Here is a 26,657-nt window from a genome sequence, read left to right as displayed (position 1 = left end):
GGTACGTTCGCCAACGCGGACCCTGTGCTCAGCACCCTTCGAAGTCCGTGAGGACCTTGACCTTGTCCGCCGAGGCCGACGCCGGGTCGAATGTGTAGCCGATCCACTCCCTGGCCAGCCGGCTGGCGAGTTCCACACCGACCACCCGCTGCCCCATCGTGAGCACCTGGCAGTCGTTGGACAGGACTGAGCGCTCCACGGAGAAGGAGTCGTGGGCTGTGGTGGCGCGGATGCCGTCAACCTTGTTGGCAGCAATGGCCACCCCGATCCCCGTGCCGCAGAAGAGGATGGCGCGGTCGGCATGCCCGTCGCGGATCAGCTCACCGGCGGCAATGCCCACGTAAGGGTAGGGCCTGACGAAGTCCTCCGGGGCGTCGCTCCGGTTGACCCCGATGTCGATGATTTCGCTGATCCTGGGATCGGCCTGCAGATCGGCCAGGATGCGGTTTTTGTAGTCGACGCCGGCTTCGTCCGCACCCAGGACGAGGCGGAGCCCCATCTTCCCCGCGGCGGTCGCTTCCGGTGTGGCCGTTTCCTGCCTGGTGGTTTGCTGTGTGGTGGTCATGAGAGCACTCCCGCCGGCTGGCTGCTGTTGGTGGCGGCGGCCGGGGTTTCCTGCCCGGGCGCGGCCAGGAAGGGACCCATCACGGTGAAAATCATCGCGAGGGAGGTGGCACCGGGATCCGGCGTACCCACGCTCTTTTCGGCAAGCGGCCGGGCTCGTCCCTTCAGGGGTCGTAGCGACGCCGTGGACTCGGCCGACGTCGTCGCTTCAAGAGCCGCGACTTCCCATGCCTGGCGCGGTTCTGCACCATCGAATGCCAGGCGCGTAAAGGTTTCGGTGAAGGGCACCAGCGCATCCACCATGGTTTTATCGCCCGGCGCCGCTTTGCCGAGCCCGGTGATCCGGTCCGAAAAGGCGCGCACCCCGGCGGCAAGTTCCTCGGCGTCAGGGCTGCGCTGATCGCCCAGCGATTCCCCGAATGCCCGCAGTCCTGCGCCCCAGAGAACGCCTGAGGTGCCGCCGGCCTTGTCTGCCCAGGCGTCACCCGCGGCGATCAGGACCGAACCTGCCCCGGCACCCTGCCCGGCCGCCCCCGCGGCTGCTGTGGTTGCGGCGTCGATCCCGCGGACCATTCCGCGCCCGTGGTCGCCGTCTCCGGCAACGGCATCCATGTCCCCGAGCCTGGTTTCTGCGCTGTGCAGACACTTCCGCGCGGCGTCCAGCGCCGAAAGGCAACGGGCGGCGTACTCGCGCGAATCCTCGGTTGCCTCGTAGGCGGCAGGTGCGGCGGCGCCGTCGGACGATTCCTCGCCGGAGGCCTCGCCCGACTGGACCGCGGCGTTTCCGCGGCGGTAGGCGGGCGTTTCGGCCGGAGCCAACCACAGCGGCTCCAGCTCTTCGTCCAGCCAGGTGATGGTGAGTGACACACCGGACATGTCCAGGCTGGTGACCAGTTCGCCCACCTCAGGCATGACCAGGGTGTAGCCAGCGTCCCTGAGCAGCGGGGCCACGGTCAGCCAGAGGACAAAGAGCTCCTCGTGCTTGGTGGAACCCAGGCCGTTGAGGATGACCGCGAGGCGATCGCCGGCACCTTCAGGCGTTTCGGCCAGCAGCCGGGAGACAAACTCCTGGCCGAGTTCCCTGGCGGACGGCAGATCGGTGTCGAACAGGCCGGGTTCGCCGTGGATTCCCAGTCCGAGCCCCATCTGCTTGTCCTTGAGTGCGAACAGCGGGGCATCCGCGCCCGGGAACGTGCACCCATGGAAGGCGCTGCCGATGGTCCGCGTCAGGCTGTTGGCCTTGCGGCCGAGGCGGACCACATCTGCCAGGTCCGCGCCCGTTTCCGCTGCGGCGCCCATGATTTTGAAGACCGTGAAGTCACCCGCGATGCCGCGGCGCTTCTCGGATTCCGACGGCGGCGCGCTGGCGATGTCGTCGGTGACCAGGACGTTTTCAACCTGGATCCCCTCGGCGGCGAGGCGTTCGCTGGCCATGCCGAAGTTCATCACGTCCCCGGCGTAGTTGCCGTAGGTGAACACCACGCCGGCGCCGGACTCCGCGGCCTTGGCCAGGGCGTAGGCCTGCTGCGCGGAAGGCGAGGTGAAGATGTTACCCACCACGGCGCCGTCGGCCAGTCCGCTGCCGATCAGGCCGGCGAACGCCGGGTAATGCCCGGACCCGCCACCGGCGAGGACCGCCACTTTGGGGTTGGCCGGACGGTGGCGCCGCACGGCGCCTCCCGGGACCTGGCGCACCAGCCCGGAATGGACGTCGCAGAAGCCGGCAAGGGCTTCTTCCGCAAACTCGGCGGGATCGTTGAAAATCTTGGTCATGATGGGCTCTCTGACGTGGAGGTGGCCTGCGGGGCGGGCTGTTAGTGGATGTGGCTTCCGCCGTTGATATCGATGGTGGTGCCCGTGAGGTATGCGGATTCCTCGGACGACAGGAAGGTGATGACGGCGGCGATCTCCTCCGTGGTGGCGTTGCGGCCCAGCGGGATGCCGGCGTTGATGGCGGCTTCCTGCTCATCAGTGCTGCCCACGCGGATGTTGGTGTCCACGGCGCCGGGCGTGATCGCGTTGACGGTGACCCCCGTGGCGCCGATTTCGCGGGCCAGCGCCTTGGTGAAGCCGAGAATCGCGGCCTTCGCGGCGGAGTAGGGGACCTTGCCGAAGACGCCGCCGCCGCGCTGGGCGGACACCGAGGACATGTTGACGATCCGGCCCCAACCGGCCTCGATCATGTCCGGCAGGAACGCTTTGGTGACCAGGTAGGTCCCGGTGGCGTTGACGTCCATCACCTTGTGCCAGAGGTCCAGGGTGGTTTCCAGGAACGGGATTGGCGAGGTGATGCCGGCGATATTGGCCAGGGCGCCCACCGGGGGGAGGATGCCTGCGGCGACCTCAGCCTTGACGGCTTCATAGGCGGCGAGGACGGAGCCTTCGTTGGCGACGTCGATCTCGTGGCCGAACGCCGGCACGTTGAACTCATTGCCGATCTCGGCGGCGACCTTGGCGGACTTCTCGCCGTCGAGGTCCAGGATCACCACGCCCCAGCCCTGGCTGGCGTAGCGGCGGGCGGTTGTGATGCCGATGCCCCGGTCCGAGGTGGCTCCGGTGAGGACGGCGGTGCGCTGAATCGTGGTGGTCATGATGCTCCTTGGGTTACTTGGGTGGTGGTTTTGGAATCGATTGCTCCACAAGTGCCGTTTTGAGGGGTCAAAAGGGCCGCTACGGAGCAATCGATGGGTCAGATGAGATCGGTGACGAAGCTTGCCGCTTTCGCTGCGGCGCCGGGGCGTTCGTCGTGGGTAACATCCCGGGTTTCGAGTTCGAGGGAGAAGTGGCCGGCGTAGCCTTGCGCTGCCAGGGCGCGAAGTCCAGCGGCGAAGTCCGCCTGGCCGTTGCCGATGCTGAGGTTGATGTTGCCTGGAACCGCATCGCGGAGGTGGACGTGGGAGATGCGGCTCTTGTGGCGTTCGAGGTACTCCAGCGGATCTTCGCCGGCGGCGACGATATGGCTGAAGTCCATGACAATTCCGACGCCGGTACCCGCCAGCCGCTGCGCCAGCAGTTCCGCGCGTTCCAGGTTCCAGCAGAACCGGAGGAAGTGCAGGGATTCTGTCCAGAGCTCGACGCCGAACTCCGCCGCACGCTGACCGGCGTGGATGAGTTGGGACGCAATTTCGTCCAGGTCCTGCTCGAGGCTTCGGACCGGTTCGTGGCTGAGCGCACCGCACGGGAGGACCAGTGCCTTCGCTCCAGTGTTGGCGGTGAGGGTGAGCAGCGCCTCCAGGTGCCGTTCGCGGGCCAGCCGCCCGCCGTCGTCGAGCACTGCGTTGAGGTCGCCGATATCCCCGTTAACCGAGCGGACCCGCAGCCCTGAGGCCGCGACTTCCGCGGCCACGCCGCCGACGGCGGCGTGATCGAGGCTGTACGGGACATGGTCGCAGACACCGGGCAGGGCGCCGAGGTCGATTTCTTCGAACCCCAGGCCGCTGATGGTCCGCAGGGCGGCCGGCAGGTCCTCATGCCTGAAGCTGATGGACGAGCAGCCGAGTCGGGAGTTGAACATCGTCGTTGATCCTCTGGATAAGCGGGTGGTGATGTGAATCACCGTAGGCCAATTTAATGTTGACAGTCAACCTCAAACATTGACTGTTGACAGTGAGGCATGATGCGGGTCACACTGGCATATCATTTGTTAACAGTCGACAGCGGCGATGCGGAAGCGTTCCTCGCTCTTCGAAAGGGATTCAGTATGAGCAACGAAGCTCTGAAAATGCGCGGCCACGTGCATGGCACGAAGGACGCAAGGCGCGTCGCTATTGGTTCCGGTGTTGGCGCCGTCATCGAAACCTACGACTTCATCGGGTTCGGCACCGCCGCGGCCCTGTACTTCGGCACAGCGTTCTTCCCCACCGGCGATCCGGTGACGGGCACACTCGCAGCGTTCGCCACGCTGGGTGTCGGGTTCGCCGCCCGCCCCATCGGCGGCATTATCGGCGGCCACTTGGGCGACAAGCTCGGCCGTAAACCCGTTCTGGTGGCCTCGCTGGTACTCATGGGCCTCGCGACGTTCCTGATTGGGCTGCTCCCCACTTATGGCCAGGTGGGCCTGCTGGCACCGGCCCTGCTGGTTTTCGTGCGCATCGTCCAGGGCCTGGCCTTCGGCGCCGAATGGGGTGGCGCCATCCTGATGAGCTACGAGCATGCACCCTGGAAATCCAAGGGCAAGTACACCGGCATTGTGCAGGCCGGCTTCCCCGTGGGCCTGCTGCTCGCCAACCTGGTGTTCCTGGTGAGCGTGAACTTCGGCGGCGAACTCGCGTGGCGCATCCCCTTCCTGGCCAGCATTGTGCTCGTGGCTGTGGGCTTGATCATCCGGTCCAAGGTGCCCGAGTCCCCCGTCTTTGACGAGGTCAAGGACAGCGGCGATATTGTGAAGTCCCCGATCGTCGAGGTGCTCAAGACTGACTGGCGCAATATCGTCAAGGGCATTGGCCTCCGCATCGCCGAAACAGCCGGCTACGCCGTCTCCATCACGTATATGATTTCCTACCTGAACAGCCAGCACCTGGCTGACAAAACCCAGACGCTCGTGGCCCTCAGCGTTGCCTCCGCCGTCGGCATTTTCGCCACCCAGGCCTGGGCCCGGCTGACGGACAGGATCGGCCGCCGTCCGTTGTACATCTGGTCCTGCGCGTTCGCCGTGCTGTTCGCCGTCCCGATGTTCCTCCTGGTCAACACGGGCCTGTTCATCTTCGTCATCGCCACCCTGGTGATCTCCTACGCGGTCTGCCAGAATTCCCTGGCAGGCGCACAGGGCGCCTGGTTCCCGGAGCTCTTCCAGGCCAAGACCCGCGCTTCAGGCGCCTCGCTGGCCTACCAGATCTCCGCCATGGTCTCCGGATTCACCCCTTTCATCACCACGCTGCTCTTCGTCAGCTTCGGCTGGATGGGACCGGCGCTGCTCTTCGGCGCCTACGCCGCGATCGGCCTCTGGGCCGCCGTCGCAACCCGTGAAACCTGGGGCAAGCGCGAACGCCAGCTGGCCGATGAGGCCACCAAAAGCACCCCCCAGTCGGTGACCATCTAATGACTGCCACCCCGGAACTGAAGCCGCACGAACTGGCCCAGAAGGAACCAATGATCCAGGAAACTTCCCCTGACCGTGTCACACGCGTCGCCTCTGCCGCGTACCGGATCCGCCACCACGCCCTGAACATGGGCGAAGTCCAGGGCCAGGGTTACGTTGGCCAGGCACTCGGCGCCGCGGACATGCTGGCCACCGTCTACTCGGACCAGCTCCGCTACCGCGCCGAAGATCCTGAGTGGGAGGCCCGGGACCGGTTCCTGCTCTCCACCGGGCATTACGCGATCGGCCACTACGCCGCCCTTGCCGAGGCCGGCATCGTCCCCGTTGCCGAGCTGGAGACGTATGGCTCGGACGATTCCCGCCTGCCGATGTCCGGGATGTCCACCTACACCCCCGGTATGGAAATCTCCGGCGGTTCGCTGGGCCACGGCCTGACCATCGCCGTGGGCATGGCGCTGGGCCTGCGCTACCAGAACTCTATGGCGCGGATCTACAACTTCCTCTCCGACGGCGAGCTGGACGAGGGCTCCACCTGGGAAGCCGCCATGGGCGCCCACCACCACCAGCTCGGCAACCTCACCGCCATGGTGGACATCAACGCCCTGCAGGCGGACGGCAAAACCGACACCGTCCTTCGCACCGAACCGGTCACCGAAAAGTGGGAATCCTTCGGCTGGTACACCCAGCGGGTGGACGGGAACGACGTCGGTGCGCTGCTCACAGCGTTCGACAACGCAGCAAACCAGGCCGCCGCCGTCGGACGTCCATCCGTGATCCTGTGCGACACGAAGGTGGGGCGCGGCGTGCCGCTCCTGGAGGAACGCGAGAAGGCGCACTTCATGCGCATTGAAGAACACGAATGGCAGACCTGCCGCGAACAACTCACCGCAGGATTCGAAGGAAAGGGTTCAGCATGAGCACCGCCGCCGTCACCAAACCCAAGCTGAAGACCTCGGCGATGATCGCGTCCTTCGCGGACCCCGGCCAGAAGACCGCGTCCGCTCCGTTCGGCCACGCCCTGGTGAAGGCCGCGCAGGAGAACGACAAGATTGTCGGGCTCACCGCGGACCTGGGCAAATACACCGACATGCATATCTTCGCCCAGGCCTTCCCGGAACGGTTTTTCCAGATGGGGATGGCCGAGCAGCTACTCTTCGGCGCCGCTGCCGGGCTGGCCGAAACAGGGCTGGTTCCGTTCGCGTCCACGTACTCCGTGTTCGCCGCCCGCCGCGCCTACGACTTCCTCTGCCTCGATTCCGCCGAACCCAACCTGAACGTGAACATCGTGGGCGGGCTGCCCGGCCTGACCACCGGTTACGGGCCCAGCCACCAGGCCACCGAGGACATGGCAATCTTCCGCGGCATGCCCAACCTGACCATCGTGGATCCCTGCGACTCGATCGACATCGAACAGGCCGTCCCCCAGCTCGCCGCGTCGGACGGGCCCACCTACCTGCGTCTGCTCCGCGGGAACGTGCCCACCGTCCTGGACGAGTACGGCTACACGTTCGAACTCGGCAAGGCCAAAGTCCTGCGCGGCGGCAACGACGCTGTCTTCATCTCCTCCGGGCTGATGACCATGCGCGCCCTCCAGGCAGCCAAGGCCCTCGCGGTGCACAACGTGGATGTCGCCGTCGTGCACACCCCCACCATCAAGCCGTTCGACGCCGAAACCGTCCTGGCCGAGATCAACACCGACCGGCTCGCCGTCACCCTCGAAAACCACAGCGTGATCGGCGGCCTCTTCGAAACCGTCGCCTCCGCCGTCGTCACGGCAGGACTCGGTAAGCGCGTGGTGCCCGTTGCACTGCCGGACGAGTTCCTCGACGCCGGCGCGCTTCCCGGCGCCTACTGGGCGCCGCGCTTCTGCCGTAACATCGACAGTTAACACGTTGACTGTAAACAGTCGACCACTGACATTGAGGAAGTATCACGATGGCCGGAGCAACAGCACCGCTGCTGGGACTGCAGAAGAAGAGCCTCCGCGAGCAGGCCCTTGCCGCTTTGCGCACCGCCATCACCAGCGGCGAACTGGAACCGGGCCGGCACCTGGTGGAAACCGAACTCTCGGAAATGCTCCAGATCAGCCGCGGCACCCTCCGGGAAGCCCTGCGCCAGCTGGAACAGGAGGGCCTGCTTTCCGCCGGACCACGCGGCCGCCTCTCCGTCCGGCATCTCGACGAAAAAGAAATACGTGACATCTACTCGGTCCGGGCGGCGCTGGAATCCCTGGCGGCCCGCACGCTGTGTGAACTCCCCGACCGTCAGCACGTCATCAGCTCGCTGCGCTCCGCCATCGACGCCATGGCCGCTGCCGAGAAGGCCAGCCTGCAGGACCGCGTTGAGTCGGACCTGGAATTCCACCGGACCCTGTGCAGGCTCACCGGCAACGAGACCCTGCTGCATTCGTGGGAATCGCTGGAGGGGTCCATCCGGATGTCCATCATGTTCGCCGGGCAGGACAAGGGCGTAAAAAACATGAGCGTGGACCGCCACTACGACATTGTCGCCGCGATCGAGACCGGCGATGCCTCCTTGGCCCGGAAGACGATCCGGGAGCACATGGACACTGCCGCCGAAACCCTCACTTCTTAGCGGCCGCGCCGCAGGTGCTCCGCGTTCAGGTCTTCGAGTTCCTGGTCCGTGAGATCGTCAAAGCTGCGGGCCTCGCGCTTGTCACTTTTTGAGAAGCGCATGAACATCAGGATGATCAGCGGCAGGTCAACAATCTCGCAGATAAACCAGAGGAGATCCCCGGCCAGCTGCTGGTCGCGGAGGGCGCCCGGGAACCAGGCCGCGCCCGACGCCGTTTCCGTCGCATGGTCCAGCACCTGACCGTTGAGCCGCAGCAGGATCCCGGGGACGGCGTCGACCAACAGCTCGATGAAGACAAAAACGAACTCCAGCGTGATGAAGGCGCTGGAACGCTGGAAGTCGGCTTCTTCGATGATGGGAAGCGCCATCAGGAGGCCCAGCAACGGAACCCCGACGGTGAGCAGCGCCTCGGCCACCGGGTCCGTTCTCAGGGTGTAAAAGAACGGCGTGAGGAAGGTTGCAAAGAGGGCCAGCCCCAACAGCGGGGCAGCCAGCGAATTGCTGAAAAAGCGCACCACGCGGTGGGAGAGTACGGTGTTCAGCCGCGCGAGGCCTTCGGCTGGAAGCGCTGCACGGGTCAGGGAAATCGGTTTCCCCAGCCCCATCAGCAGCGGCACCACAAAGAGCAGCAAAGAGATCTTCAGCGTGAACGCCCACCGCAGTTCCGCACTGTAAACGCCGGGGAAGCCGCAGGTCAGCACTGTCAGCGATCCAAGACCCAGAAGGTAGAACGCAGCGGTCCGCCACCACGGCCAATGCCGGCCATTGGCCGCAGCCCTCCGCACGCCGAGTCCGTACAGCACGCCCGCGGCAACAATGAGGACGGCGGCGGGCCAGTCGATCCGCCAAGAGCCAACAACAACTTCGAATGGGGGCACTGGCCAAGGGTAAGGGATGTTCCTTGGAAAACGCCGGACGATCCTCCCCAGCCGGCTGCAGAGATGTCAGGAAGACCTGGCTGCCTGCCGTTTTTTCCGGTCCCAGGAAGTCCAAGCGATGAGAGCGGCGAAAACGGTCACTGCCAGGGCGGCCGAAACCCCCACCATGATGTCGATAGGCAGCATGTAGACCAGGACGGCCCGGGTGCTGGCTTCAGCAATCAGTCCCGCACCCCAAACGGCGGAAATCTTCAGGTGCCAGCGGCGCACCGCAGGGGTGCCGTGGAAATCCCGGTCCATTTGCCCGGCTCGTTCCGGACTCCAGGTCTTGGCCGCGTCCAACGTCAGGGGATGTCCCAGAGCAGCCAAAACCATGAACGACACACCAATGCCGCCGGTGATAGCCGAGTCCTTGAGCAGCAGAAACCGCGGGTCACCGGTGACGAAAGACAGTCCCAGCCCGAGCCCGAAGACGATGACCATCAGCATCGCAAACGGGTTCAGGGTATGCCCCTTGAACGCGGTCCACAACAATCGGCAGGCAGCGGCCCCCGTCGCCGCCAACAGCGCTGCCCAGTCCGTGGCGCCGGCCAGGTGGAAGACATAGTAGGCAGCCAGCGGTGCCCCTACGTCCCAAGCCAGGCCGCGGACCAGCGCACGCGTCACCACACCCGGACGTTCCTGTCCCGAAGCCTGCTCAGCGTTCATCGGGGTGCTTCATCGCTAATCTCCTTCGCATGATTTTACGCCGGGAGGGACATGATGGGCATGCCAAAAGCTATTCCTCTGGGCAATGCTCCGGGACGGCGCTCCCCACCAAACAATCGGCACCGTCCGCGCTCTGAATACTGCGTCACTTCAACAAAGCCCAGGCCAGGAAGTCTGATAACACCAGGCCTTCCCACTCAGCTCACCCGAGCATTAGTGAGCCTCCTGCTGCCAAACAACACGGAAGGACACCACCCAAATCCATCAACTATGCTCAAATCTGGTCTGTTGGAATCGACTCCCCGGTATGACCGGGCTCCTTGGGGGATGCTCGTGCTGAAAATCGTTAGTGCTTCAAAGACTCAGAAGAAATGCGCAGCGACCTTGTCGCTTGCCACATGCGTCTTACTGCTGCCGATAGGAATCACGGGATGCACCCGGACTGAACTTTCTGCTGCCGCGACAGCAAACGCCGCGCCGGCGTCGTCGACGCCCACCACGAATTCAAAGTCTTCATTAAGCGGAGAAACCCAACTCGACTCGTTTGGAAATGTCGACTTCTACACCACGGTTTCCGGTGACACCCTGGCCAAGGTAGCTGCCGCATACAAGCTTTCCGAAGCGAAGGTCGCCGCGTTCAACCGCCTCCAGCCAGGCGCGTCTTTAGCACCAGGCACGAAGCTCCGATTGATCCCGGACGGACCGACAAACGGCGCCAAGGGCACCGCCACGACCGACGCAAACGGAATCCCCACAACATACGTGATTGGACCCGAGGACACCCTCAGCGGCATCACTTACCGATTCAACCTCACAGACAAACAGCTGGCAGAAGCAAACAAAGTTCCCATCACCTACGAAATGGGCAACATCTACTTCATCAGGGCCGGGCGTTCAATCCAACTTCAAAAGAACCCCGTGGACAGCAGATCCGGCACCGGAAAACCCGTCAACAACTCATTTGGCCAAGCGGTCTTTTACACCACGGTTGAAGGCGACTCCTTCGACAGCCTCGGGTACAGATACCGCTCCACCACAGCCCAAATCCTTCTTTACAACCCCACACTCGTCGAAAATCAACCCATCCCAAGCGGCGGCAGAATTCAGCTAATGCCGGGCGACCTGAAGATCGACGGCGCCCAAGGCACTTACACCACGGACCCCGACGGGATCCCACTGACGTACACCACGGCTCCTGGTGACATTGAACGGCAAATCGCTTTCCGTTTTGGAATACCGGGAATAGCGGATCTGGAATCAGCAAACCGCCCAACCACCGGCGGCGGCCGCGTCTGGTATGAATTCTCCGACCTCCCAAACGGCGAGCTCGCTCCCGGCCAAACCATCAGCCTTTCCTTGGACAAGCCCATCAACAAACCCGAAGCCTAAGCTGCCGCCCCGCTGCCCACAGCCGGGGACAACTCTCATGGGTTATCCACCGGTACTGAGCTGGATTGGGGGCGCTCCAGGCTCGCCAACCAGAGGTGCAAGTCATTCTTAAGGATTCCTTAAGGGCCCTGGGAAAGACTGGTCCTGAAGCGGCCAGCCGGCCGCAGAGAGCGAGCCGGAGTATTTGATGCCTGACACCGTCCACAGCCAAAGTTTGTCCCCTGCTCCTGCAGACACCGCCCGGGCAGACGCCAGCCAAACGCGCGCCGCAAATGGCGCCAGCACGCGTCTTCTTGCACTGCCCCGACCCCGACTCTGGGCCCTGTGGGGGATCCTCCTGGCGGCCGCCGTGGTGGTTCTTGGCATAACCGTTGCCGACGTTCCGGGTATCAGTACGGACGAGCTCACCGTGGACCAGACCCTCAGCCAGCATCACGCGGCCCTGCTGACCGGCCTGGCCATGGCCCTGAACCTGCTGTTTGGTCCTGTGGCCGGGATCTTGCTGATTGCCGCCGTCGCCTTGTTCCTGCTTTTGGTGCGCCGGGCTCCCGTCAATGCTGTGGCGTTTGGGCTGGTGGCCGCGTCCGGTTGGGTGGCGAGCGAAGTCTTCAAGGTCCTGGTGGCCAGGCAGCGCCCGGATTCCGCGTTGCTGTTCGATCCGCTGGCACCCGAAAACGGTGCGGATAGTTTCCCGAGCGGCCATGTCACCTTCGCCGTGACCGTCGCCTTCGCCGTCTATTTCCTGGCGCGCGGGACCCGATGGGCAAAGTTCGCGGGAGGTGCGGGCGTGGTTGTGGTGGCCCTCGTGGCATGGTCGCGGCTGTACATCGGCGTCCACTACCCGTCCGACGTCGTCGGGTCGGTTCTGGCGGGCAGCGCGGCTGTGATCCTCCTGAGCGGGTGCTGGAACTGGCTCGCGCCCCGGCTGTGGCAGCGGGTACCGGTAAACGCGCTCACGCGTCCGTTCCTGCCGTAAGAATCTCCGCCCTCAGAAAGGCATCATGCAGTCATTTCATGCACTGACCACGGCAGCCGCCTCCGTTGCCGCTTCCTCCCCGCTGGATCCCGCCAGCCTCCTTGGAGGCCTGGGGCCGGCCGCCCTGGCGGTGATCGCCGGGATGGTCTTCATCGAATCCGGGGTCCTCTTCCCGTTCCTGCCCGGGGACTCGCTCCTCTTCACCGCCGGCCTGCTGCATCAGCAGCTGAATCTCACCCTCCCGCTCCTGATCGGCGTCGTCTCAGTGGCGGCGGTGGCCGGCGACCAAGTGGGTTACTTTCTCGGCCGGAAGTTCGGCCGCCGCTGGTTCAAGGATGATGCCCGGATCCTGAAGACCTCGCACCTGACCCAGACCGAGGAGTTCTTCCACCGGCACGGCGGTGGCGCCGTGGTGATGGCCCGCTTTGTGCCGATCGTGCGCACTTACGCCCCGTTGGCTGCGGGAATCGCCCACTACAACTACCGGAAATTTAGCCTCTGGAACATCGTGGGCGCCGTAGCCTGGTCCGCGTCCGTGATTTTGTTGGGGTCCTGGCTGGGGCACTTCGAAATCATCGCCAACAACATTGACCTGATTGCCGTCGCCATGGTCCTGGTCTCAGTCATCCCATGGGGCGTGGAGTACCTCAAGCGCCGCAGGAACAAGGGCGACGCCAAGGGACCGGCCGAAGAATCCGAGGAACTGCGCGTGGAAGAGCTGGCCGCGGAAGAATAGCCCCATGACAACAGATGCCCGGCCGTCCCTGCTCCTGGTCGAGGACGATCCCGTCTTGGGCCCGCTCATTGCGGAACTGCTGGAAGGCGACTACCGGATCAGCCTAGCGGCGGACGGAAGGCTTGGCCTGAGTGCCGCCCTCGGGGAACCTTGGGATGTCATGGTAATCGACCGCGGCCTGCCAGGCATGGACGGGATTGCCCTGATCAGCGCCCTTCGGGCGAAAGGGATTTCGACGCCGGTACTCATCCTGACGGCGCTGGGCGCAACGGATGACAAGGTCCGCGGCCTCGACGCCGGAGCCAATGATTACATGACCAAACCGTTCGACGCCGGGGAGCTGGGTGCGCGCCTGCGCGCACTGACCCGCAGCTACACCCAGCCGACGGTGAGTATCGGCGACTGGGAATTGAACGCCGTCGGCCGTTCCGTCCGGTCCGTCTATGGGCCTCTGGTGACGCTGACGGCGAAGGAGTGCGAGTTGCTTGCGGCCCTCGCCACGGAGCCGGACCGGATCTTCAGCCGGGACGAGCTCATCGGCTCCGTCTTCCGGTCCACTGACCAGCCCAGCGTGATCGACACCTATGTCCACCACCTGCGCCGCAAGATTTCCCGGAACGTGATCCGCACAGTCCACGGCGTCGGCTACCAGATCGGAGACGGCCATGAATGAGCGAACGCCGGCCGCCGCGGACCCGGACCAGGCCACCCTCCGCAAGGCCTCACTCCGGATCGCTGTGCGCATCAGTGCTGCCTGCGCCGTGATGGTCCTCTGCCTGCTCGCGGGGGCCGCGATCTACCTGACCAACCAGCTGTCGCACCCGGAACTGCCCGGCAGGTCCAGCCCGGCCGCCGACTTTGCGTACCTTGACTACAAGGATCTGCTCAAAGCCCTGATCATCGCCGGTGGAGCAGGGATCGTCCTCGCCGGGGTGATCGGCTGGTTCAGTGCCCGCAGCGCCATACAACCTCTTGGCGCGGCCATGGCCCTGCAGCGCCGGTTCGTCCAGGATGCCAGCCATGAACTGCGGACGCCCCTCGCAATCCTGGACGCGCGGATCCAACTGGCCCAGCGTGACACCCCGCCCGAGTCGAAGCCGGGGCAAGCGCTGGTTCGGATCCGGCAGGACACCTCCGCCTTGACCGCAATCGTCAACGAATTGCTCCTCGCCGCGACGGGGGGCGCTGCAGAAACCCCTGCGGAACCGATTGATGTGGCGGGGGTGGTGGAGTCCGTTGCGGAGAGTGTCCGGACCATCGCCCACGGCCAGGACGTCAGCGTCGCCGTCGCCGCGGGCGGACATCCGCTGGCCCGGATCGACGAAAGCAGTTTGCGCCGCGCCATCCTGGCGCTGGCTGACAACGCGCTGGCGCACACCCCCGCTGGCGGGACCATCACCCTCGCCGCGGCAGCGAGCCAACGCAGCGCGGTGATCACGGTGACCGATACGGGAAGCGGGATATCCGGCGTCGAGCGTGACAGGATCTTCGAGCGCTTCGTCAGGACACCACGTCCGGACGGAACGCGGCCGCAACGCAGCTTCGGAATCGGGCTGGCGCTGGTCCGGGATGTTGCCACCGCTGCCGGCGGGACCGTCGAAATCGCCGGCACGGGCCCGGGCGGAACCACCATGCGGATCACGCTCCCGCTGGTCACCGCCTGAACTGCTGCCACGACGTATACTCGGTGCCAATCATGACCAGCCTTCCGTCCTCCCCCGCCAGCGTCCGCATTGATGCGTGGCTGTGGGCCGTCCGCGCCTACAAAACCCGCTCTGCCGCCACTGCCGCGTGCCGGGCCGGACACGTGCGGCTCAACGGCAGCCCCGCGAAGGCTTCGGCCACGCTTGTCACGGGCGAGACTGTGACGATACGCATGTCAGGGAATGAACGCACTCTTGAAGTCCGCCGATTGATCGCCAAACGTGTGGGGGCCGAGGCTGCGTCGCACTGCTTTACGGATCACACCCCGCCCCGGCCTGTGGCACCGGCGCTGGGTCTCCCGCAGCGGGACCGCGGCGCCGGACGTCCGACCAAAAAGGACCGGCGGGAAATGGAACGGCTTAAGGGCGCCTAGCTCCGGGCTAGTTTTTGAGCCTGGCCTGCACGAGGTTCGCGAAAGGCAGCTTGCCGTGTTCCGCCACGAAGGCAGCGTGATAGGCGGCCTCGGCCTGGTTCACTTCGTCGGCGGGCAGCTCCTTCCACGCGATTATCAGCTCGTCCGTGTGGGTCAGCTGCCAGATCAGCCGGCCGTCCCAGTGTCCCGGCGGCAATCCCCTCCCGAAGTCCAGGAACTCCTTGATCTGGCTGCGGAGGCCCCGGTTACCTTTGCTCCCGGGTCCTGCCTTGCCGAGGTAGAGGATGTCCGCGCCGTCCACCCACGCACCGAACAGCGCCTCCGCCGGCAGGGTGGGGATCTTCTTCTTGAAGACGCCTGCGGTGCTTCTCTTCAGGAAGTGTGGCTCGTACTCGTTGGGCCGGAGGACGGCGAACACCCCGGTGCCCTGCGGAACCCTGATGATCTCCAGGTTGTCGAACGGCCTGAAGCCGGTAAAGCCGTCAGACTTGAGCGTTTTCCTGTCCATCCTGATGACGATACCCGGGCCGGCACTGGTCCGGTGAGCCAACCTCCGCTGCGCACTAAAACCTCCAAAAGCGTAGAGTGGCATAAGACGCCTGATTCTGGACGCCTTGCTGCTGAGGGAGAGATCGTGACGATTGACTGGGACGAAAAAAAGGCCCTGCTACAGGAACCAAACATTGCCGCGGTAACGCAGCTTTGCGACGAACTGATGGAAAAGAAGCCAGGGTCCGTTGTCCCCTACATCGATCCCGTGCACGACGAAGACGAATGCCGGATCGTCAGCCTCCAGGTCAGCCCCGGCAAGGGAACCGAATCCGGGTTTGTCTCCCACTACAACGATGACGAAGCCGCCCGCCGCGCCACCCAGATCTACGAGCTGGCCGAGCTTGATCCGCGCTACGTGATGCCGTGGAATGCCTACCCGTGGGTCCGCGATCCGGAACTGCCATCGGCACTGAACGTCCAGGAAAAGACCGATGGGCTGCGGCCCTTCCGGCAGTTCCTGAAAATCAACCGCCGCGTCTCGGCAGTTATTGCCCACGGCACCGATGCCTCCACGTTCCTTACCCTCTTCGAGAAGACCTACCATTCTTCCCTGAAGAACAGCGGCATCAAGATCTACAAGGCCAGCGCGCTCGGCGGGCGGGCCTTTGCTGTTTCCGAAGCCAAGCAGGAGGACCTGCTGGCCAAGAGCGTGGAAGTCTACAAGGACGCCATGCAGCGGGCAGGCATCCAGCACCTCTGAGTTCCCGCTAAAGTACGACGGCGGCGCTCATCCTGGGTGCCTTAACCCTCCAGCAAGCGCCTGCGGTGCTTGAGCTCCTTCACCCACGCCCTGGTGGCCATGTCCGGGAAGGGCGACCTGCCGTCGTCGTTCCGTCCGGGACTTGCCACGCCGGCGAAGGCAGTGCCGGACTCGAGATCGGCCATCAGAGGACCGGACGCCTTGAGGGCGATCTCCACCACTTGGACGGCCGTCCGGTCGGTGAGTCCCAGGCCCTTGGCCCAGCCCAGGAAGTGCCGCCGCGAAATCCCGTTCCGCTTTCCGTTCAGGGTTAACGCCAGCGTTTTGTCGCCGTAGACCACCGTGGAGGGGATGTCGTAGACCGGCGCGATGGTCCATTCCCCGTGCGGCTGCTGGACCATGGACACGTTCTTGGCGTGCAGGTCCCCGTTGCCGCTCAGCCACGCGAAGGCCCCTTGGATGGCCAGGTTGCGGAGGGCGGGAAGGGCAGCGGCGCAGTGGTCGGCCAGCGCGTGGCACACCGTCCCGTACCCCACGTTGTACTTGTCCGCCGGGTACAGCTTCAGCACCTGGGCTCCGTCCTCCACCGCCAGCCGCTGGACCTCATCATGCTTACCGCCAGGAACCGGGATCCGGTCGAAACGCTCCACGAGCAGCCCCGGGCGGCCCCCGACGTCGCGAATCAACTGCACCGGACTCAGCGGGATCCGCAACTTAGCCGCGTAGCGGAACATGACCAGTTCGTTCTCCACCACGTGCGGGAACTCGGGGGCGTTGAGTTTAAGGATGAACCGTTTGCCGGCGCTGGCAACGGGCAGTGAGATCATCCCGGCGGACAACTTGTCCTGCACACCGGCGAGGGCCACGGGGTCGATCAGGTCCGGGTCTCCCAGCAGCTGGTCAAAATCCACGGGCAGCTTCGGATCCAGCTCGACGGCGTGCTCATCCGGATCCAGCGGCTCACCGTGGCCCACAATCTGGACGTCGCCCACCGGGTTCGCCCCGGCCGCGATGAGCAGGGACAGGTCGTCGTCGGCGCTGGTCTTGATGGACCGCCGCAGTGCGTTAAGCCGGCGCCCCTCCGGCAACAGCCCGGTGAAGTAGGGCGGCGCCGCCCCCGCCGCAGAGATCACCGGTTCGGCGGTGAGGGGCAGGGAACTGGCGACGGCGGGCCCTCCGCTGGTGAGGTACGCCGGGAGGTAGCTGAACCGGGTGCCGCCGTCGTGCCGTTCGAGTTTGGCAGCCAGGACACCGGCCTTGTAGATGTCCGCGATGCGGTGCTTCATGGCTGCGTTACGCCGTCGTCGCTGGGGCCGCCGGCCAGGTCCGTGAGCGCCCGGACAGCCTGGCTTGTCCGGGTAGCGAGGCGGAGTTCGAGGCCCAGTGTGTCCAGGACCGCAGTCAGGGAGTCGAGCTGGACGCTCGGTTTGCCCTGCTCCACGAAACGGACGAACCGCTCCGAGACGCCGGCCATGTCCGCGAGATCGCGCTGGGTGAGGCCCAGTTGGCCGCGCCGCGAACGGACCTCAGCGGCAAGCACGCCGGTGAGTTGTTCCATCATGACCTCCGATAGGTACGATCGTGCCGGTCTACGGCCTTTCCCCAAGGCTACTCCGCGCGTCAGAGGCCGAACAGAGGTGGACCGGCACGATCGTGTCGGTCCTCGACATGAAATGAACACGGCAGGCGGGGTGAGGGTCCCCCGCGGGCACGCCTCGTTGAGTGATAGAAAGTAGACAGTCACTCATCGAACACTAGGTGGAATAACTCGTGGAAAACGCGGAGCAGGAACTTGAGAGCCGCGGCATCAAAATCACGAAGGAAAAGTGGCTAAGCACCGACTTCAGCGGATTTGAAGACGCATTATCCAGGTCAGTCGCGGGGAACGTTGTGGCTAAAGAGCCTGCGATGTCCGGCAACGCAATAACCTTCGTTGCGGCATTCGCGGCATTTGTCTTCCTTGTGCCGGTCCTTCTTAGCAACCTGCCGGATGGTGACGACGTTCTCATCAGCATGCTGCGATGCTTTGTGATGCTGATAGCGGCGCTCATGGTCTGGAGTAGGAACAGGGTATTCGCCATCCTCGGTTCGGTGGTGTTAGCACTGTTTGCTATCGGCTCGCTGACTTCGCTGATCGGCGGCTCCGGCGCCAAGGGCCTGATTGGACTCCTTACCCTCGCTGCCGCCTTTGCGGTGGCTTGGTACGGAGCGCCGCTCTTTAGGAAGAATGACATTGCCGTTTCCCATGGTCAGTACGTTTACGGGAAGCAACCGACAGAATGGGGCCGCGGTTCCAGCGATTCCACCCGCAGCGGCATATGGGTAATGGGTCTGCTTCTAAACAGACTCGTCAGGATTCCCGGTGTCTACGTATTCCACGGGCTCAAGTCACCCGGAACCAAGAGGAATGACGTAGAGCATGCGGTAACTCACGGAAATACTGTCTATCTGATCGACTCGTGGTTGGACCTGGCCACAAATTACAGCTGGCACCCGAACAGGAAGGGGCTAGCGGCCTCCTCCAAAGGCGACGACGGCCACCGGCATACCAACATCGCCGATGCCGCAGACCACTACCGCGCCGCTCTGGGCGACGGCGTGAACGTCATCTCCATCATCGCCATTGCCTCGGGCACCGCTTCCATCGGACCCGAAAGGTGGTCTCCCCGTGGCGTTGGCCTTTTCACGGCTGACGAGGTCTTGGGATTTATCGGAGATGGCGCAGTGGAAAGCCTCCCGACATTCCATGACCGTCCTGAGATCCGCAAAATAGTCGCCTCGACTGTTGAAAGCTACGTCTGAAAAACCTGCCCCGTGGGCCTAGTATTTCCCCATGAGCGGCTTCATAGACGGCATCCTGAACGTCAGCCCGCTCGTGGCCTACATCGCCGTCTTCTGCCTGGTGTTCGCCGAAGACGCATTGTTCGTCGGCTTTGTTATTCCGGGTGAAACGGCGGCCGTGCTGGGCGGGGTGGTGGCCAGCCGCGGCGAAGTTCACCTGCCGGTAATGATGATTGTCGCTGTAGCGGCCGCCATTCTGGGCGACACCGTGGGCTACGAGGTCGGGAAGCATCTAGGCCCCCGGCTCGTGGAGTCCAAAGCGATGACCCGGCATAGGAAACGATTAAGGAAGGCGCAGGACTTCCTGCGCCGCAGGGGCGGGTGGGCGGTCTTCCTGGGACGGTTCGTTGCCTTCTTCCGCGCTGTGATGCCCGCCTTGGCCGGCATGTCCCGGATGCCGTACCGCCGGTTCTTGCTCTTCAACGCTGCAGGCGGGCTCACCTGGGCGATCGGCTTTGTCCTGCTGGGCTACCTTGCCGGCAACTCCTACGAGGCCGTGGCCAAGGCAGCCGGCCGGGACATCGCCGTCGTCGCCGCAGCAGTAGCCGTGGCCGCGCTGGTGGCGCGGCGCCTGCGCGCCTGGAAGAAAGAACGGACGTAAGGCAGGAAGGCGGGTCTACAGCAGGCTGTCCAATGTCACGAAGCTGTAGCCGGCCTGCCTGACACGGTCGATGATCTGCGGGAGGGCGTCGGCGTCCAGGGTAGTGCCGTCGTCGGGGTTTGACCCGATGTGCATCAGGACAATCTCTCCGGGCCGCAGGGCGGACAGCACCCGGTCCGCAACCTGCTGGGCGGTGATGCCGCCGCTGGTTCCCTTCCAGCCGAGGGTATCCACCGTCCACCGCACCGGCACGTATCCAAGGTTGTTCACGGCTGCGATGGTGCGCGCGTCCCGTTCGCCGAAAGGAAAGCGGAAGAACGGCGTGGGGTCGGCGCCGGCGGCGAGGATGGCCTGCTCGGCGCCCCGAACCTCGGCTGCTATGCCAGCATCCGGCAACGCCGTTAAACCAGGGTGCGTCATGGAGTGGTTGCCTACACGGTGGCCGGCGGCCACAATCGCAGACACGCCCGCCGGGTTCGCGGCCGCCCAGTTGCCAGTCAGAAAGAACGACGCCGGAACCCCGGCGTTGGCCAGCCCCTGCAGGATCTTGGGCAGTCCGGCCCCGTTGGCGCCGGCGTCGAACGTCAACGCAACCACGCGGCCGGCACCCGGCAGCACCTCAACATCCTGCCCCAGCAGGGCCGGCGGGAACGGCGCTGCCGGCGGCGGCTGGGGAGTGACTGGAGGCTCCGGCGGCACCGGCGGCGGGCCCACGGGAGGTTCAGGAATAACCACGGGCGGCTCGCTGGTGGCCGGCGGCGTCGGCGCAGGGGTGCCGGGTTCCGCCGTCGCGGTCGGGGCCCCGGACGTTCCGCCCCGCGGGGGTGCGGCGCTGGTGGTAGGGGAAACCTCCGACGGCGGCCCGCCCGCCCGCGGGCCGGTAGACAGGACGACTGTCACCAGGATTGCGCCAACCACCAGGACGGCCGCCAGTATCGCGGCGACGAGCGGGCGGTTCCACGCGGAGATGGGCCTCATGGTTCAGACTGACAGGAAGGCCCTCCTGGCCGGAAGGGCAGAAAGACCCCGATGTGGAAAGCCCGAGTTTGGATCCGCCCACCGCGCTGCGAGTGGTTTTCCCACACGTCGCCATAGGTACGATCGTGCCGTTCTGTCGCCAATCTGGAATTCACTCCGGGATCGGGACCCGCCCCCGGAGGCCTAGCGGCACGAACGTACCGGTCATGCGCTCAGCGGAACTTGCCGGGGAAAGCGCTGACGATGCCGTCAGTGAGCTCGTCGGCCATCATCTGCATATGCTGTTCCGCGAGGTCATACGTGGCGACGCCCTCCGCGTACCGTCCGCTCAGTTCAGCGCTGCCGTAGGAGATGGTCTGGTCGATGTGCTCCTTCATCATGGAACGCATTTCTTCCTGACTCCAGTTCCGCGGGTTGGCAACGGCAAGGAAGTCGGCGATCTCCTGGGCGTTGGCGTAAACGGCAGTCTTGGCCGATTCAAGCGCCGCAGCGTCCTGGGCCTTGGCGGCCTGGAACAGACCAACGAAGCCGGTAATGTGCGACTGCAGCAGGGTGGTCAACTGGGCGCCGGCAGCCTCACCATAGAAGGGCTTGATGGCATTGCCGATATCCGCCTGGTTCTGGAGCAGCCGCCCTGCCGTGGTGTCAAAGCCGGCCGATCCGGAGGCGAAATTGACGATCGCGAGGCGCGTCCATTCCATGTGCTGCGCCCACAGCGTCCACATGGCCAGGCGTAGCTCAAGCTGTGCAGCAGGCACGGAATTGGAGCTGCTGGAACCATGGTTGTGGGCCATGGATACTGTCGCAGCTTCCTGGAATGTGGGCTGCGCCGGTGCGGCTCCCGCGGAATAGGCGGCGGTCAGGCCGCAGGAAACGGCCAGCAGGGCAAACACGACGGCAAGCTTGGGCCGCCTGCGGGATTTTATGGTTTCCACGGTTGAATCTCCTTTCGTATGGGCGGGCGCCCATGGCACATTAGTGACATCCGGAGCCGGGGTCTTACCCCGTTCTGACGGAAATCTTTCCGGTCTTTTTCCGCCGGAACCGGTAAGAGCGAAGGTCCGGATGACACTAAATGGGTATGAAGACTCAGCGGGAAGTAGAAGCACAGACAGGGGCAGGATCGCCCCGAAACGAGTGGGAGGCAATCGTCGCCTGGCGTGGGCGGCTGCTGATCGAGGCAGGGTTCCCTGCTACTCTGGCGTCACGCATGGCAGCCACCCGGGGAGTGGACATCCACGAGCTACTTAAATTGGTGGACAGAGGCTGTACACCCGAATTGGCGGTCCGCATCGCCGGGCCCGTGGGCGAACTTGGCGGACGGGAGTGATCACATGGCCACCTTGGACGGACCCGAGCTCGCGGACACGCAGGAAGCGCGTCCCAGACCCCCAGACCCTGACTGGGTGACGCTCCTCAGCACACCGGGCCCGGGACACGATGCGGCACTGCTGCAGCTCCACCAACTGTTGGTCAAGGCAACCCGGCACCAGGTGTCGCAGATGTATTACGGATTGCCTGCCATCGGCGCCGTCCGCGTGGATGAGCTGGTGAACCAGGCGGCCGACGAGGCCATGGTGGACGTGCTCGGCAAATTGGCCAGCTTCGAAGGCCGCAGCAGGTTCACCACATGGGCTTACAAGTTCGGCATCCTGCATGCCGCCGTCGAGGTGAGGCGGAACATGTGGCGCCACCGCGACCTCGACCTTGACTCGGTCCTGGAGCGGCCGGCGGTCCAAAGCTCCCCCGAGCAAGTGCTCGAGGGCGCGGACCTTTCTGCCGCCGTCGGCCACGCAATCGATGAGGCCCTCACACCTCATCAGCGTTTGGTGGTGCTGGCGCTGCTCGTGGACGAGGTGCCCATCGACGTACTGGCTGACCGCTTGGGCACCACCCGCAACGCCCTCTACAAGGCACTTCACGACGCCCGTGGCCGGCTCAGGGCGCATCTGACGCTCGCCGGCTACCTCCCCGCTGCACCAACCACACCGAGAGTGATCTCATGACTACGCACCGCCGAAACCTGACCCCCGAGTCAGTGCGCCGACTGACCCTGGCGGCTGAGCCGTGGCTTTCCTGCAACGACTGCTTCGACGCGGTTGATGCCTACGTTGAGATCCTGCTGAGCGGTTCGCCGGACAGCATGCCGGCGCTCCGGGCGCATCTATCGGGCTGTAGCGCCTGCTTCGAAGAAGCACGTTCGCTGCTGTTGCTCGCGGCTGCCGACGACCAAGTGGACCCGGGCCCGGCGCTGCGGCGGCTGGAGGAATTCTAGGAACTGCGGAAAGAACGACGGCGGCCCTCGGCGCGCTATGGCCGCACCACTTCGGGGCGGCTTCGGGTGGTAGCGGCCGGAGGGAGCTTGACATGCGGTGTGACCGGTGCCATATTTAGAAGCGTGAACCTGTCAGACAGCCGGACAGCAGGACAGCCTGCACAAGCCGCCAGCGAGCAGCCCCGCAGTCAGCCATCCCCTGCGGCCGCCGTGCCAGCCCAGCCCCTGGCCCGGCTCAGCGCTGCGGAAGCGGTGTTCAACGCGGTGCGCGCTGACATCGAGTCCGGCAACGTGGCGGTTGGTGGGAAGCTCAGCTCCGAGGCCATGCTGTCGCAGCAATACGGGGTCAGCCGCTCGGTTATCCGCGAAGCCCTCCGCTCCTGCACAGCGCTGGGCCTGACGGTTACCAAAACCGGCAAAGGCACGTTTGTGGTGGCCAACAAGGTCGCCAACGACCTCACGCTGGGGCAGTACTCCGCCCGGGATCTCACCGAAGCCCGGCCCCACATCGAAGTTCCCGCGGCCGGGCTGGCTGCACAGCGAAGGACGAACGAAGAACTTGAGACGATGCGGCACATCGTCGCCGCGATGACTACGGAAACCGACCCCGAATCCTGGGTTGCCCTGGACTCCAGCTTCCACGCCGCCATCGCCCGGGCCAGCGGCAACAAAGTGTTCGCCAGCGTGGTGGCCGACATCAGGGGCGCCCTGGCCTTCCAGTCCGAGACGCTGAATATGGTGGCCGACCGCCAGCACGCCTCCGACGCAGAACACGAGCGGATCCTCGCCGCGATCGAAGCCGGCTCCGCCGACGAGGCCAGCCACGCCATGGCCGAGCACCTGCATGCCGTGGGCGTCGCACTCGACTCCATCCTCAATCACTGACGCTTCAGCAAGTACCCCTTTACCAGTAACCCTAAGGACTCCATGCCTGCCCCTGCACCTCATGCTGCCCAGACTGCTGCCCCCGGCACCGCCGGGAACCTCCCGCAGCACGCACCCCTCGTTGTTGCCACCCGTGACGGCCTCGTGGAAAGCATCCACTACGGTTCGGCTATCGCTACCGCCCCGGATGGCACCATCCTGGCTGCGGCCGGCGACCCCTTGGCACCGTTCTACCCGCGCTCTTCCCTCAAACCGCTGCAGGCAGTGGCCATGGTCCGCGCAGGCTTAAAACTCCCGGCGGACCTCCTGGCACTTGCTGCCGCCAGCCACTCCGGCGGCAGCAAACACCGCGGCGGCACCCAGCGCATCCTTGCCATGCACGGCCTCGCGGGCAGCGACCTCGAGAACAGCACCGACCTCCCCTACGGCACCAGCGAGCGCGAAAACTGGCTTCGTTCCGGCCTTCATGCCACACAAGTCACGCAGAACTGCTCCGGTAAGCACGCCGCCATGGCCGCCACCTGCGTCATCAACGGCTGGCCGGTCAAGGGCTATTTGGACCCGGCGCACCCGCTGCAGCAACTGGTCGCGTCCACCGTCACTGAACTCACCGGCGAGGAACCGTTTGCCCGCAGTACGGATGGCTGCGGCACCCCCCTGTTCGCCCACACCCTCCGCGGCATGGCCCGCGCCTTCGGCACCATCGCGGCCGCTGCCGCACAAAGCACGCCCGACGACGGCGGGAACACCCCGCTGAGTGCGGAAGCCGCCGTCGGACTCGCCATGCAGCAACACCCCGACATGGTGGCCGGCGAGCGCCGCGACGTCACCGACCTGATGCGTCTGCTCCCGGGCGCCGTGGCGAAGGACGGTTTCGAAGGTGTGCAACTGGTGGGCCTGCCGGACGGCCGCGCCGTCGCCGTCAAGATTTCCGACGGCGGGGACCGCGCCAGGATGCCTGCCACTGTCCAGGTGCTGGAGTCCCTGGGCCTGGAAACCGCTCCGTTGGCCGGCATCAGCACTGCCCCCGTCCTGGGCGGCGGGCGCAATATCGGCCTGCTCCAGCCCACAGATTTCCTGTCCAAACCCGTCAACGAAGCCCCGTGAGGACCCCCATGACAACCCTGACCACCACCGAAACCGTCCCGCACACCCGGTCCGAGCACGATCTCCTCGGCGACCGCGACATCCCCGTCGGAGCCTACTGGGGAGTCCACACGCTGCGGGCCGTGGAGAACTTCCCCATCACCGGGCAGCCGCTGTCCTCCAACATGCACCTGGTCCGCGGCCTCGCCGCCGTGAAACTTGCGGCCGCCAGGACCAACCACGAGCTCGGCCTGCTGGACACCGAACGGGCGGGAGCAATCGAACAGGCCTGCACGGAAGTAATGGCCGGTAAGCTCAGCGACCAGTTTGTGGTGGACGTGATCCAGGGCGGTGCGGGAACGTCGTCGAACATGAACGCCAACGAGGTCATCGCCAACCGGGCCCTCGAAATCCTGGGCCACCCCAAGGGCGACTACGCCCGTCTAAACCCCAACGACCATGTGAACCTCAGCCAGTCCACCAACGACGTCTACCCCACGGCCGTGAAACTGGGCACCATCTTCGCCGCCCGGGAACTCCTGGCTGCCCTGGCCGAGCTCGAGGAAGCATTCGGCGAGAAGGCGCTGGAATTCCGTACCGTGGTGAAGATGGGGCGCACGCAGCTGCAGGACGCCGTCCCCATGACCCTCGGCCAGGAATTCGGGAGCTACGCCGTGACCATCGGCGAGGACCGCCTGCGCCTGGCCGAAGCGGACCTGCTCATCCACGAAATCAACCTCGGCGCCACCGCCATCGGCACCGGCCTGAACGCCCACGCCGGCTACGCCGAGGCAGCCTGCCGGCACCTGGCCGAGATCACCGGCCTTCCCCTGGTCACCGCCGTCGACCTCATCGAAGCCACCCAGGACGTGGGCGCGTTTGTCCACCTCTCCGGCGTCCTGAAACGGGTGGCCGTGAAACTCTCCAAGATCTGCAACGACCTCCGCCTGCTCTCCTCCGGGCCCCGCGCGGGTTTCGGCGAAATCAACCTGCCCGCCGTGCAGTCCGGCTCCTCCATCATGCCCGGCAAGATCAACCCGGTGATCCCGGAAGTGGTCAGCCAGGTGGCCTACGAAGTCATCGGCAACGACGTCACCATCACCATGGCAGCCGAAGCCGGTCAGCTCCAGCTCAACGCTTTCGAACCGATCATTGTCCACAGCCTCCACAAAAGCATCTCCCACCTCGAAGCAGCCTGCCGCACCCTCACGGCCCGCTGCGTCCGCGGCATTACTGCCAACACCGAGCACCTCCGCCGGACCGTGGAACAGTCCATCGGCCTGGTCACAGCCCTGAATCCCCACCTGGGTTATGCCACCGCCACAGCCATCGCCCAGGAGGCACTCGCCACCGGCAAGGGCGTCGCGGAACTCGTCCTGGAACACGGCCTGCTCACTGCCGTCCAACTCCAGGAACTCCTCAGCCCCGAACGCCTCGCCAACCTCAGCAAGTAGTCCCTCCGCCAAACGGATAACCAAAGGACACACCCCAATGTCGAATCCCCCCACCCCCATCCCTGACCACGTCATCGACGGCGGCCACGCCCACGCCTCCGAAACCGCCCTCCACGCCGAGGACAAGGGCTACCACAAGAACCTCAAACCGCGGCAGATCCAGATGATCGCCATTGGCGGCGCGATCGGCACCGGCCTGTTCCTCGGCGCCGGCGGCCGCCTCAACGCCGCCGGGCCGTCGCTGGTCATCGCCTACGCCGTCTGCGGGTTCTTCGCGTTCCTCATCCTCCGGGCCCTCGGCGAACTGGTGCTGCACCGGCCGTC

The 26,657-nt window shown here is 65.1% G+C and carries 30 protein-coding genes and 1 pseudogene; 20 read left to right on the top strand and 11 right to left on the bottom strand.

Annotated features, from left to right (window positions below; all coding sequences use genetic code 11):
* Window positions 1–28: 28 nt before the first annotated feature.
* From AC1DIM_RS17705 to AC1DIM_RS17690, 4 genes are all read right to left on the bottom strand, one after another.
* The gene (locus AC1DIM_RS17705) at window positions 29–499 is read right to left on the bottom strand and encodes an RpiB/LacA/LacB family sugar-phosphate isomerase (RefSeq protein WP_477711837.1); all 471 of its coding nucleotides are present in this window, start codon (window positions 497–499) and stop codon (window positions 29–31) included.
* Window positions 500–561: 62 nt separating this feature from the next.
* A complete protein-coding gene (locus tag AC1DIM_RS17700) occupies window positions 562–2,337 on the bottom strand; it encodes a dihydroxyacetone kinase family protein (protein ID WP_477711807.1) in 1,776 nt (591 codons plus the stop codon).
* A 41-nt stretch (window positions 2,338–2,378) separates the two neighbouring features.
* Window positions 2,379–3,155: an SDR family NAD(P)-dependent oxidoreductase gene (locus AC1DIM_RS17695; RefSeq protein ID WP_477711806.1), complete on the bottom strand. Its 777-nt coding sequence runs from the start codon at window positions 3,153–3,155 to the stop codon at window positions 2,379–2,381.
* Window positions 3,156–3,253: 98 nt separating this feature from the next.
* Window positions 3,254–4,078 (bottom strand): sugar phosphate isomerase/epimerase family protein, encoded by an 825-nt coding sequence (locus AC1DIM_RS17690; protein WP_477711805.1) that lies wholly within the window; start codon window positions 4,076–4,078, stop codon window positions 3,254–3,256.
* A gap of 186 nt (window positions 4,079–4,264) precedes the next feature.
* Here AC1DIM_RS17690 and AC1DIM_RS17685 point away from each other — a divergent pair, with 186 nt between their 5' ends.
* The 4 genes from AC1DIM_RS17685 to AC1DIM_RS17670 are packed head-to-tail and all read left to right on the top strand — an operon-like array spanning window position 4,265 to window position 8,197.
* On the top strand, window positions 4,265–5,602 hold the full coding sequence (locus tag AC1DIM_RS17685) for an MFS transporter (protein WP_477711804.1): 1,338 nt from the start codon (window positions 4,265–4,267) through the stop codon (window positions 5,600–5,602).
* Window positions 5,603–5,652: 50 nt separating this feature from the next.
* Window positions 5,653–6,519 (top strand): transketolase, encoded by an 867-nt coding sequence (locus AC1DIM_RS17680; RefSeq protein ID WP_477711836.1) that lies wholly within the window; start codon window positions 5,653–5,655, stop codon window positions 6,517–6,519.
* Entirely contained in the window at window positions 6,516–7,490 is a 975-nt protein-coding gene (locus AC1DIM_RS17675; protein WP_477711803.1) for a transketolase family protein, read from the top strand. The genes AC1DIM_RS17680 and AC1DIM_RS17675 overlap by 4 nt, the downstream gene beginning before the upstream one ends.
* 47 nt (window positions 7,491–7,537) lie before the next feature.
* Entirely contained in the window at window positions 7,538–8,197 is a 660-nt protein-coding gene (locus AC1DIM_RS17670) for a GntR family transcriptional regulator (RefSeq protein ID WP_477711802.1), read from the top strand.
* On the opposite strand, the gene AC1DIM_RS17665 is transcribed toward AC1DIM_RS17670, so the two are convergent.
* Window positions 8,194–9,075 (bottom strand): cytochrome c oxidase assembly protein, encoded by an 882-nt coding sequence (locus tag AC1DIM_RS17665; protein WP_477711801.1) that lies wholly within the window; start codon window positions 9,073–9,075, stop codon window positions 8,194–8,196. The genes AC1DIM_RS17670 and AC1DIM_RS17665 overlap by 4 nt on opposite strands.
* A gap of 66 nt (window positions 9,076–9,141) precedes the next feature.
* Window positions 9,142–9,783: a VC0807 family protein gene (locus AC1DIM_RS17660; RefSeq protein ID WP_477711800.1), complete on the bottom strand. Its 642-nt coding sequence runs from the start codon at window positions 9,781–9,783 to the stop codon at window positions 9,142–9,144.
* A 333-nt stretch (window positions 9,784–10,116) separates the two neighbouring features.
* Here AC1DIM_RS17660 and AC1DIM_RS17655 point away from each other — a divergent pair, with 333 nt between their 5' ends.
* From AC1DIM_RS17655 to AC1DIM_RS17630, 6 genes are all read left to right on the top strand, one after another.
* Window positions 10,117–11,172, top strand: coding sequence for a LysM peptidoglycan-binding domain-containing protein (locus AC1DIM_RS17655; protein ID WP_477711799.1), 1,056 nt, complete (start codon window positions 10,117–10,119; stop codon window positions 11,170–11,172).
* A gap of 187 nt (window positions 11,173–11,359) precedes the next feature.
* Complete coding sequence (locus AC1DIM_RS17650) at window positions 11,360–12,148, top strand: phosphatase PAP2 family protein (RefSeq protein ID WP_477711798.1); 789 nt, start codon at window positions 11,360–11,362, stop codon at window positions 12,146–12,148.
* A gap of 25 nt (window positions 12,149–12,173) precedes the next feature.
* Window positions 12,174–12,884, top strand: a complete 711-nt coding sequence (locus AC1DIM_RS17645; protein WP_477711797.1) for a DedA family protein — start codon at window positions 12,174–12,176, stop codon at window positions 12,882–12,884.
* 4 nt (window positions 12,885–12,888) lie between these two features.
* A complete protein-coding gene (locus AC1DIM_RS17640; RefSeq protein WP_477711796.1) occupies window positions 12,889–13,557 on the top strand; it encodes a response regulator transcription factor in 669 nt (222 codons plus the stop codon).
* Window positions 13,550–14,548, top strand: a complete 999-nt coding sequence (locus AC1DIM_RS17635) for a sensor histidine kinase (RefSeq protein WP_477711795.1) — start codon at window positions 13,550–13,552, stop codon at window positions 14,546–14,548. The genes AC1DIM_RS17640 and AC1DIM_RS17635 overlap by 8 nt, the downstream gene beginning before the upstream one ends.
* A gap of 32 nt (window positions 14,549–14,580) precedes the next feature.
* Window positions 14,581–14,961 (top strand): RNA-binding S4 domain-containing protein, encoded by a 381-nt coding sequence (locus AC1DIM_RS17630; protein ID WP_477711794.1) that lies wholly within the window; start codon window positions 14,581–14,583, stop codon window positions 14,959–14,961.
* 7 nt (window positions 14,962–14,968) lie between these two features.
* On the opposite strand, the gene AC1DIM_RS17625 is transcribed toward AC1DIM_RS17630, so the two are convergent.
* Window positions 14,969–15,475, bottom strand: coding sequence for a hypothetical protein (locus AC1DIM_RS17625; protein WP_477711835.1), 507 nt, complete (start codon window positions 15,473–15,475; stop codon window positions 14,969–14,971).
* Between the two features lie 120 nt (window positions 15,476–15,595).
* Between AC1DIM_RS17625 and AC1DIM_RS17620 the strand changes: the two genes are divergently transcribed.
* Window positions 15,596–16,213 (top strand): uracil-DNA glycosylase family protein, encoded by a 618-nt coding sequence (locus AC1DIM_RS17620; RefSeq protein ID WP_477711793.1) that lies wholly within the window; start codon window positions 15,596–15,598, stop codon window positions 16,211–16,213.
* 41 nt (window positions 16,214–16,254) lie between these two features.
* Here the strand turns inward: AC1DIM_RS17620 and AC1DIM_RS17615 are convergent, their stop codons facing one another.
* A complete protein-coding gene (locus tag AC1DIM_RS17615; protein ID WP_477711792.1) occupies window positions 16,255–17,499 on the bottom strand; it encodes a type II toxin-antitoxin system HipA family toxin in 1,245 nt (414 codons plus the stop codon).
* Window positions 17,496–17,774 (bottom strand): helix-turn-helix transcriptional regulator, encoded by a 279-nt coding sequence (locus tag AC1DIM_RS17610; RefSeq protein ID WP_477711791.1) that lies wholly within the window; start codon window positions 17,772–17,774, stop codon window positions 17,496–17,498. The genes AC1DIM_RS17615 and AC1DIM_RS17610 overlap by 4 nt, the downstream gene beginning before the upstream one ends.
* Before the next feature lie 209 nt (window positions 17,775–17,983).
* Between AC1DIM_RS17610 and AC1DIM_RS17605 the strand changes: the two genes are divergently transcribed.
* On the top strand, window positions 17,984–19,015 hold the full coding sequence (locus AC1DIM_RS17605) for a hypothetical protein (RefSeq protein ID WP_477711790.1): 1,032 nt from the start codon (window positions 17,984–17,986) through the stop codon (window positions 19,013–19,015).
* Between the two features lie 31 nt (window positions 19,016–19,046).
* Window positions 19,047–19,655, top strand: coding sequence for a DedA family protein (locus tag AC1DIM_RS17600; protein ID WP_477711789.1), 609 nt, complete (start codon window positions 19,047–19,049; stop codon window positions 19,653–19,655).
* A gap of 15 nt (window positions 19,656–19,670) precedes the next feature.
* Here the strand turns inward: AC1DIM_RS17600 and AC1DIM_RS17595 are convergent, their stop codons facing one another.
* Window positions 19,671–20,633 carry a polysaccharide deacetylase family protein gene (locus tag AC1DIM_RS17595; protein WP_477711788.1) on the bottom strand — a complete coding sequence of 321 codons (963 nt, stop codon included), beginning with the start codon at window positions 20,631–20,633 and terminating at the stop codon, window positions 19,671–19,673.
* Window positions 20,634–20,845: 212 nt separating this feature from the next.
* Entirely contained in the window at window positions 20,846–21,568 is a 723-nt protein-coding gene (locus AC1DIM_RS17590) for a hypothetical protein (RefSeq protein ID WP_477711787.1), read from the bottom strand.
* 146 nt (window positions 21,569–21,714) lie between these two features.
* Here AC1DIM_RS17590 and AC1DIM_RS17585 point away from each other — a divergent pair, with 146 nt between their 5' ends.
* From AC1DIM_RS17585 to AC1DIM_RS17555, 7 genes and pseudogenes are all read left to right on the top strand, one after another.
* Window positions 21,715–21,963, top strand: coding sequence for a hypothetical protein (locus AC1DIM_RS17585; protein WP_477711786.1), 249 nt, complete (start codon window positions 21,715–21,717; stop codon window positions 21,961–21,963).
* 4 nt (window positions 21,964–21,967) lie between these two features.
* A complete protein-coding gene (locus tag AC1DIM_RS17580) occupies window positions 21,968–22,639 on the top strand; it encodes an RNA polymerase sigma factor (RefSeq protein WP_477711785.1) in 672 nt (223 codons plus the stop codon).
* Window positions 22,636–22,908, top strand: a complete 273-nt coding sequence (locus AC1DIM_RS17575; protein WP_477711784.1) for a hypothetical protein — start codon at window positions 22,636–22,638, stop codon at window positions 22,906–22,908. The genes AC1DIM_RS17580 and AC1DIM_RS17575 overlap by 4 nt, the downstream gene beginning before the upstream one ends.
* Before the next feature lie 123 nt (window positions 22,909–23,031).
* On the top strand, window positions 23,032–23,793 hold the full coding sequence (locus AC1DIM_RS17570) for a FadR/GntR family transcriptional regulator (RefSeq protein ID WP_477711783.1): 762 nt from the start codon (window positions 23,032–23,034) through the stop codon (window positions 23,791–23,793).
* Between the two features lie 42 nt (window positions 23,794–23,835).
* The gene (locus AC1DIM_RS17565; protein WP_477711782.1) at window positions 23,836–24,900 is read left to right on the top strand and encodes an asparaginase; all 1,065 of its coding nucleotides are present in this window, start codon (window positions 23,836–23,838) and stop codon (window positions 24,898–24,900) included.
* A gap of 8 nt (window positions 24,901–24,908) precedes the next feature.
* A complete protein-coding gene (locus tag AC1DIM_RS17560) occupies window positions 24,909–26,333 on the top strand; it encodes an aspartate ammonia-lyase (protein ID WP_477711781.1) in 1,425 nt (474 codons plus the stop codon).
* Window positions 26,334–26,370: 37 nt separating this feature from the next.
* Window positions 26,371–26,657: pseudogene (locus AC1DIM_RS17555) on the top strand (amino acid permease); the annotation flags it as partial.

It is taken from the genome of Pseudarthrobacter sp. 01T43, from assembly GCF_056398665.1.
The sequence above is the reverse complement of the archived record's forward strand: the minus strand, read 5'-3'. Positions and strand labels throughout refer to the sequence as shown.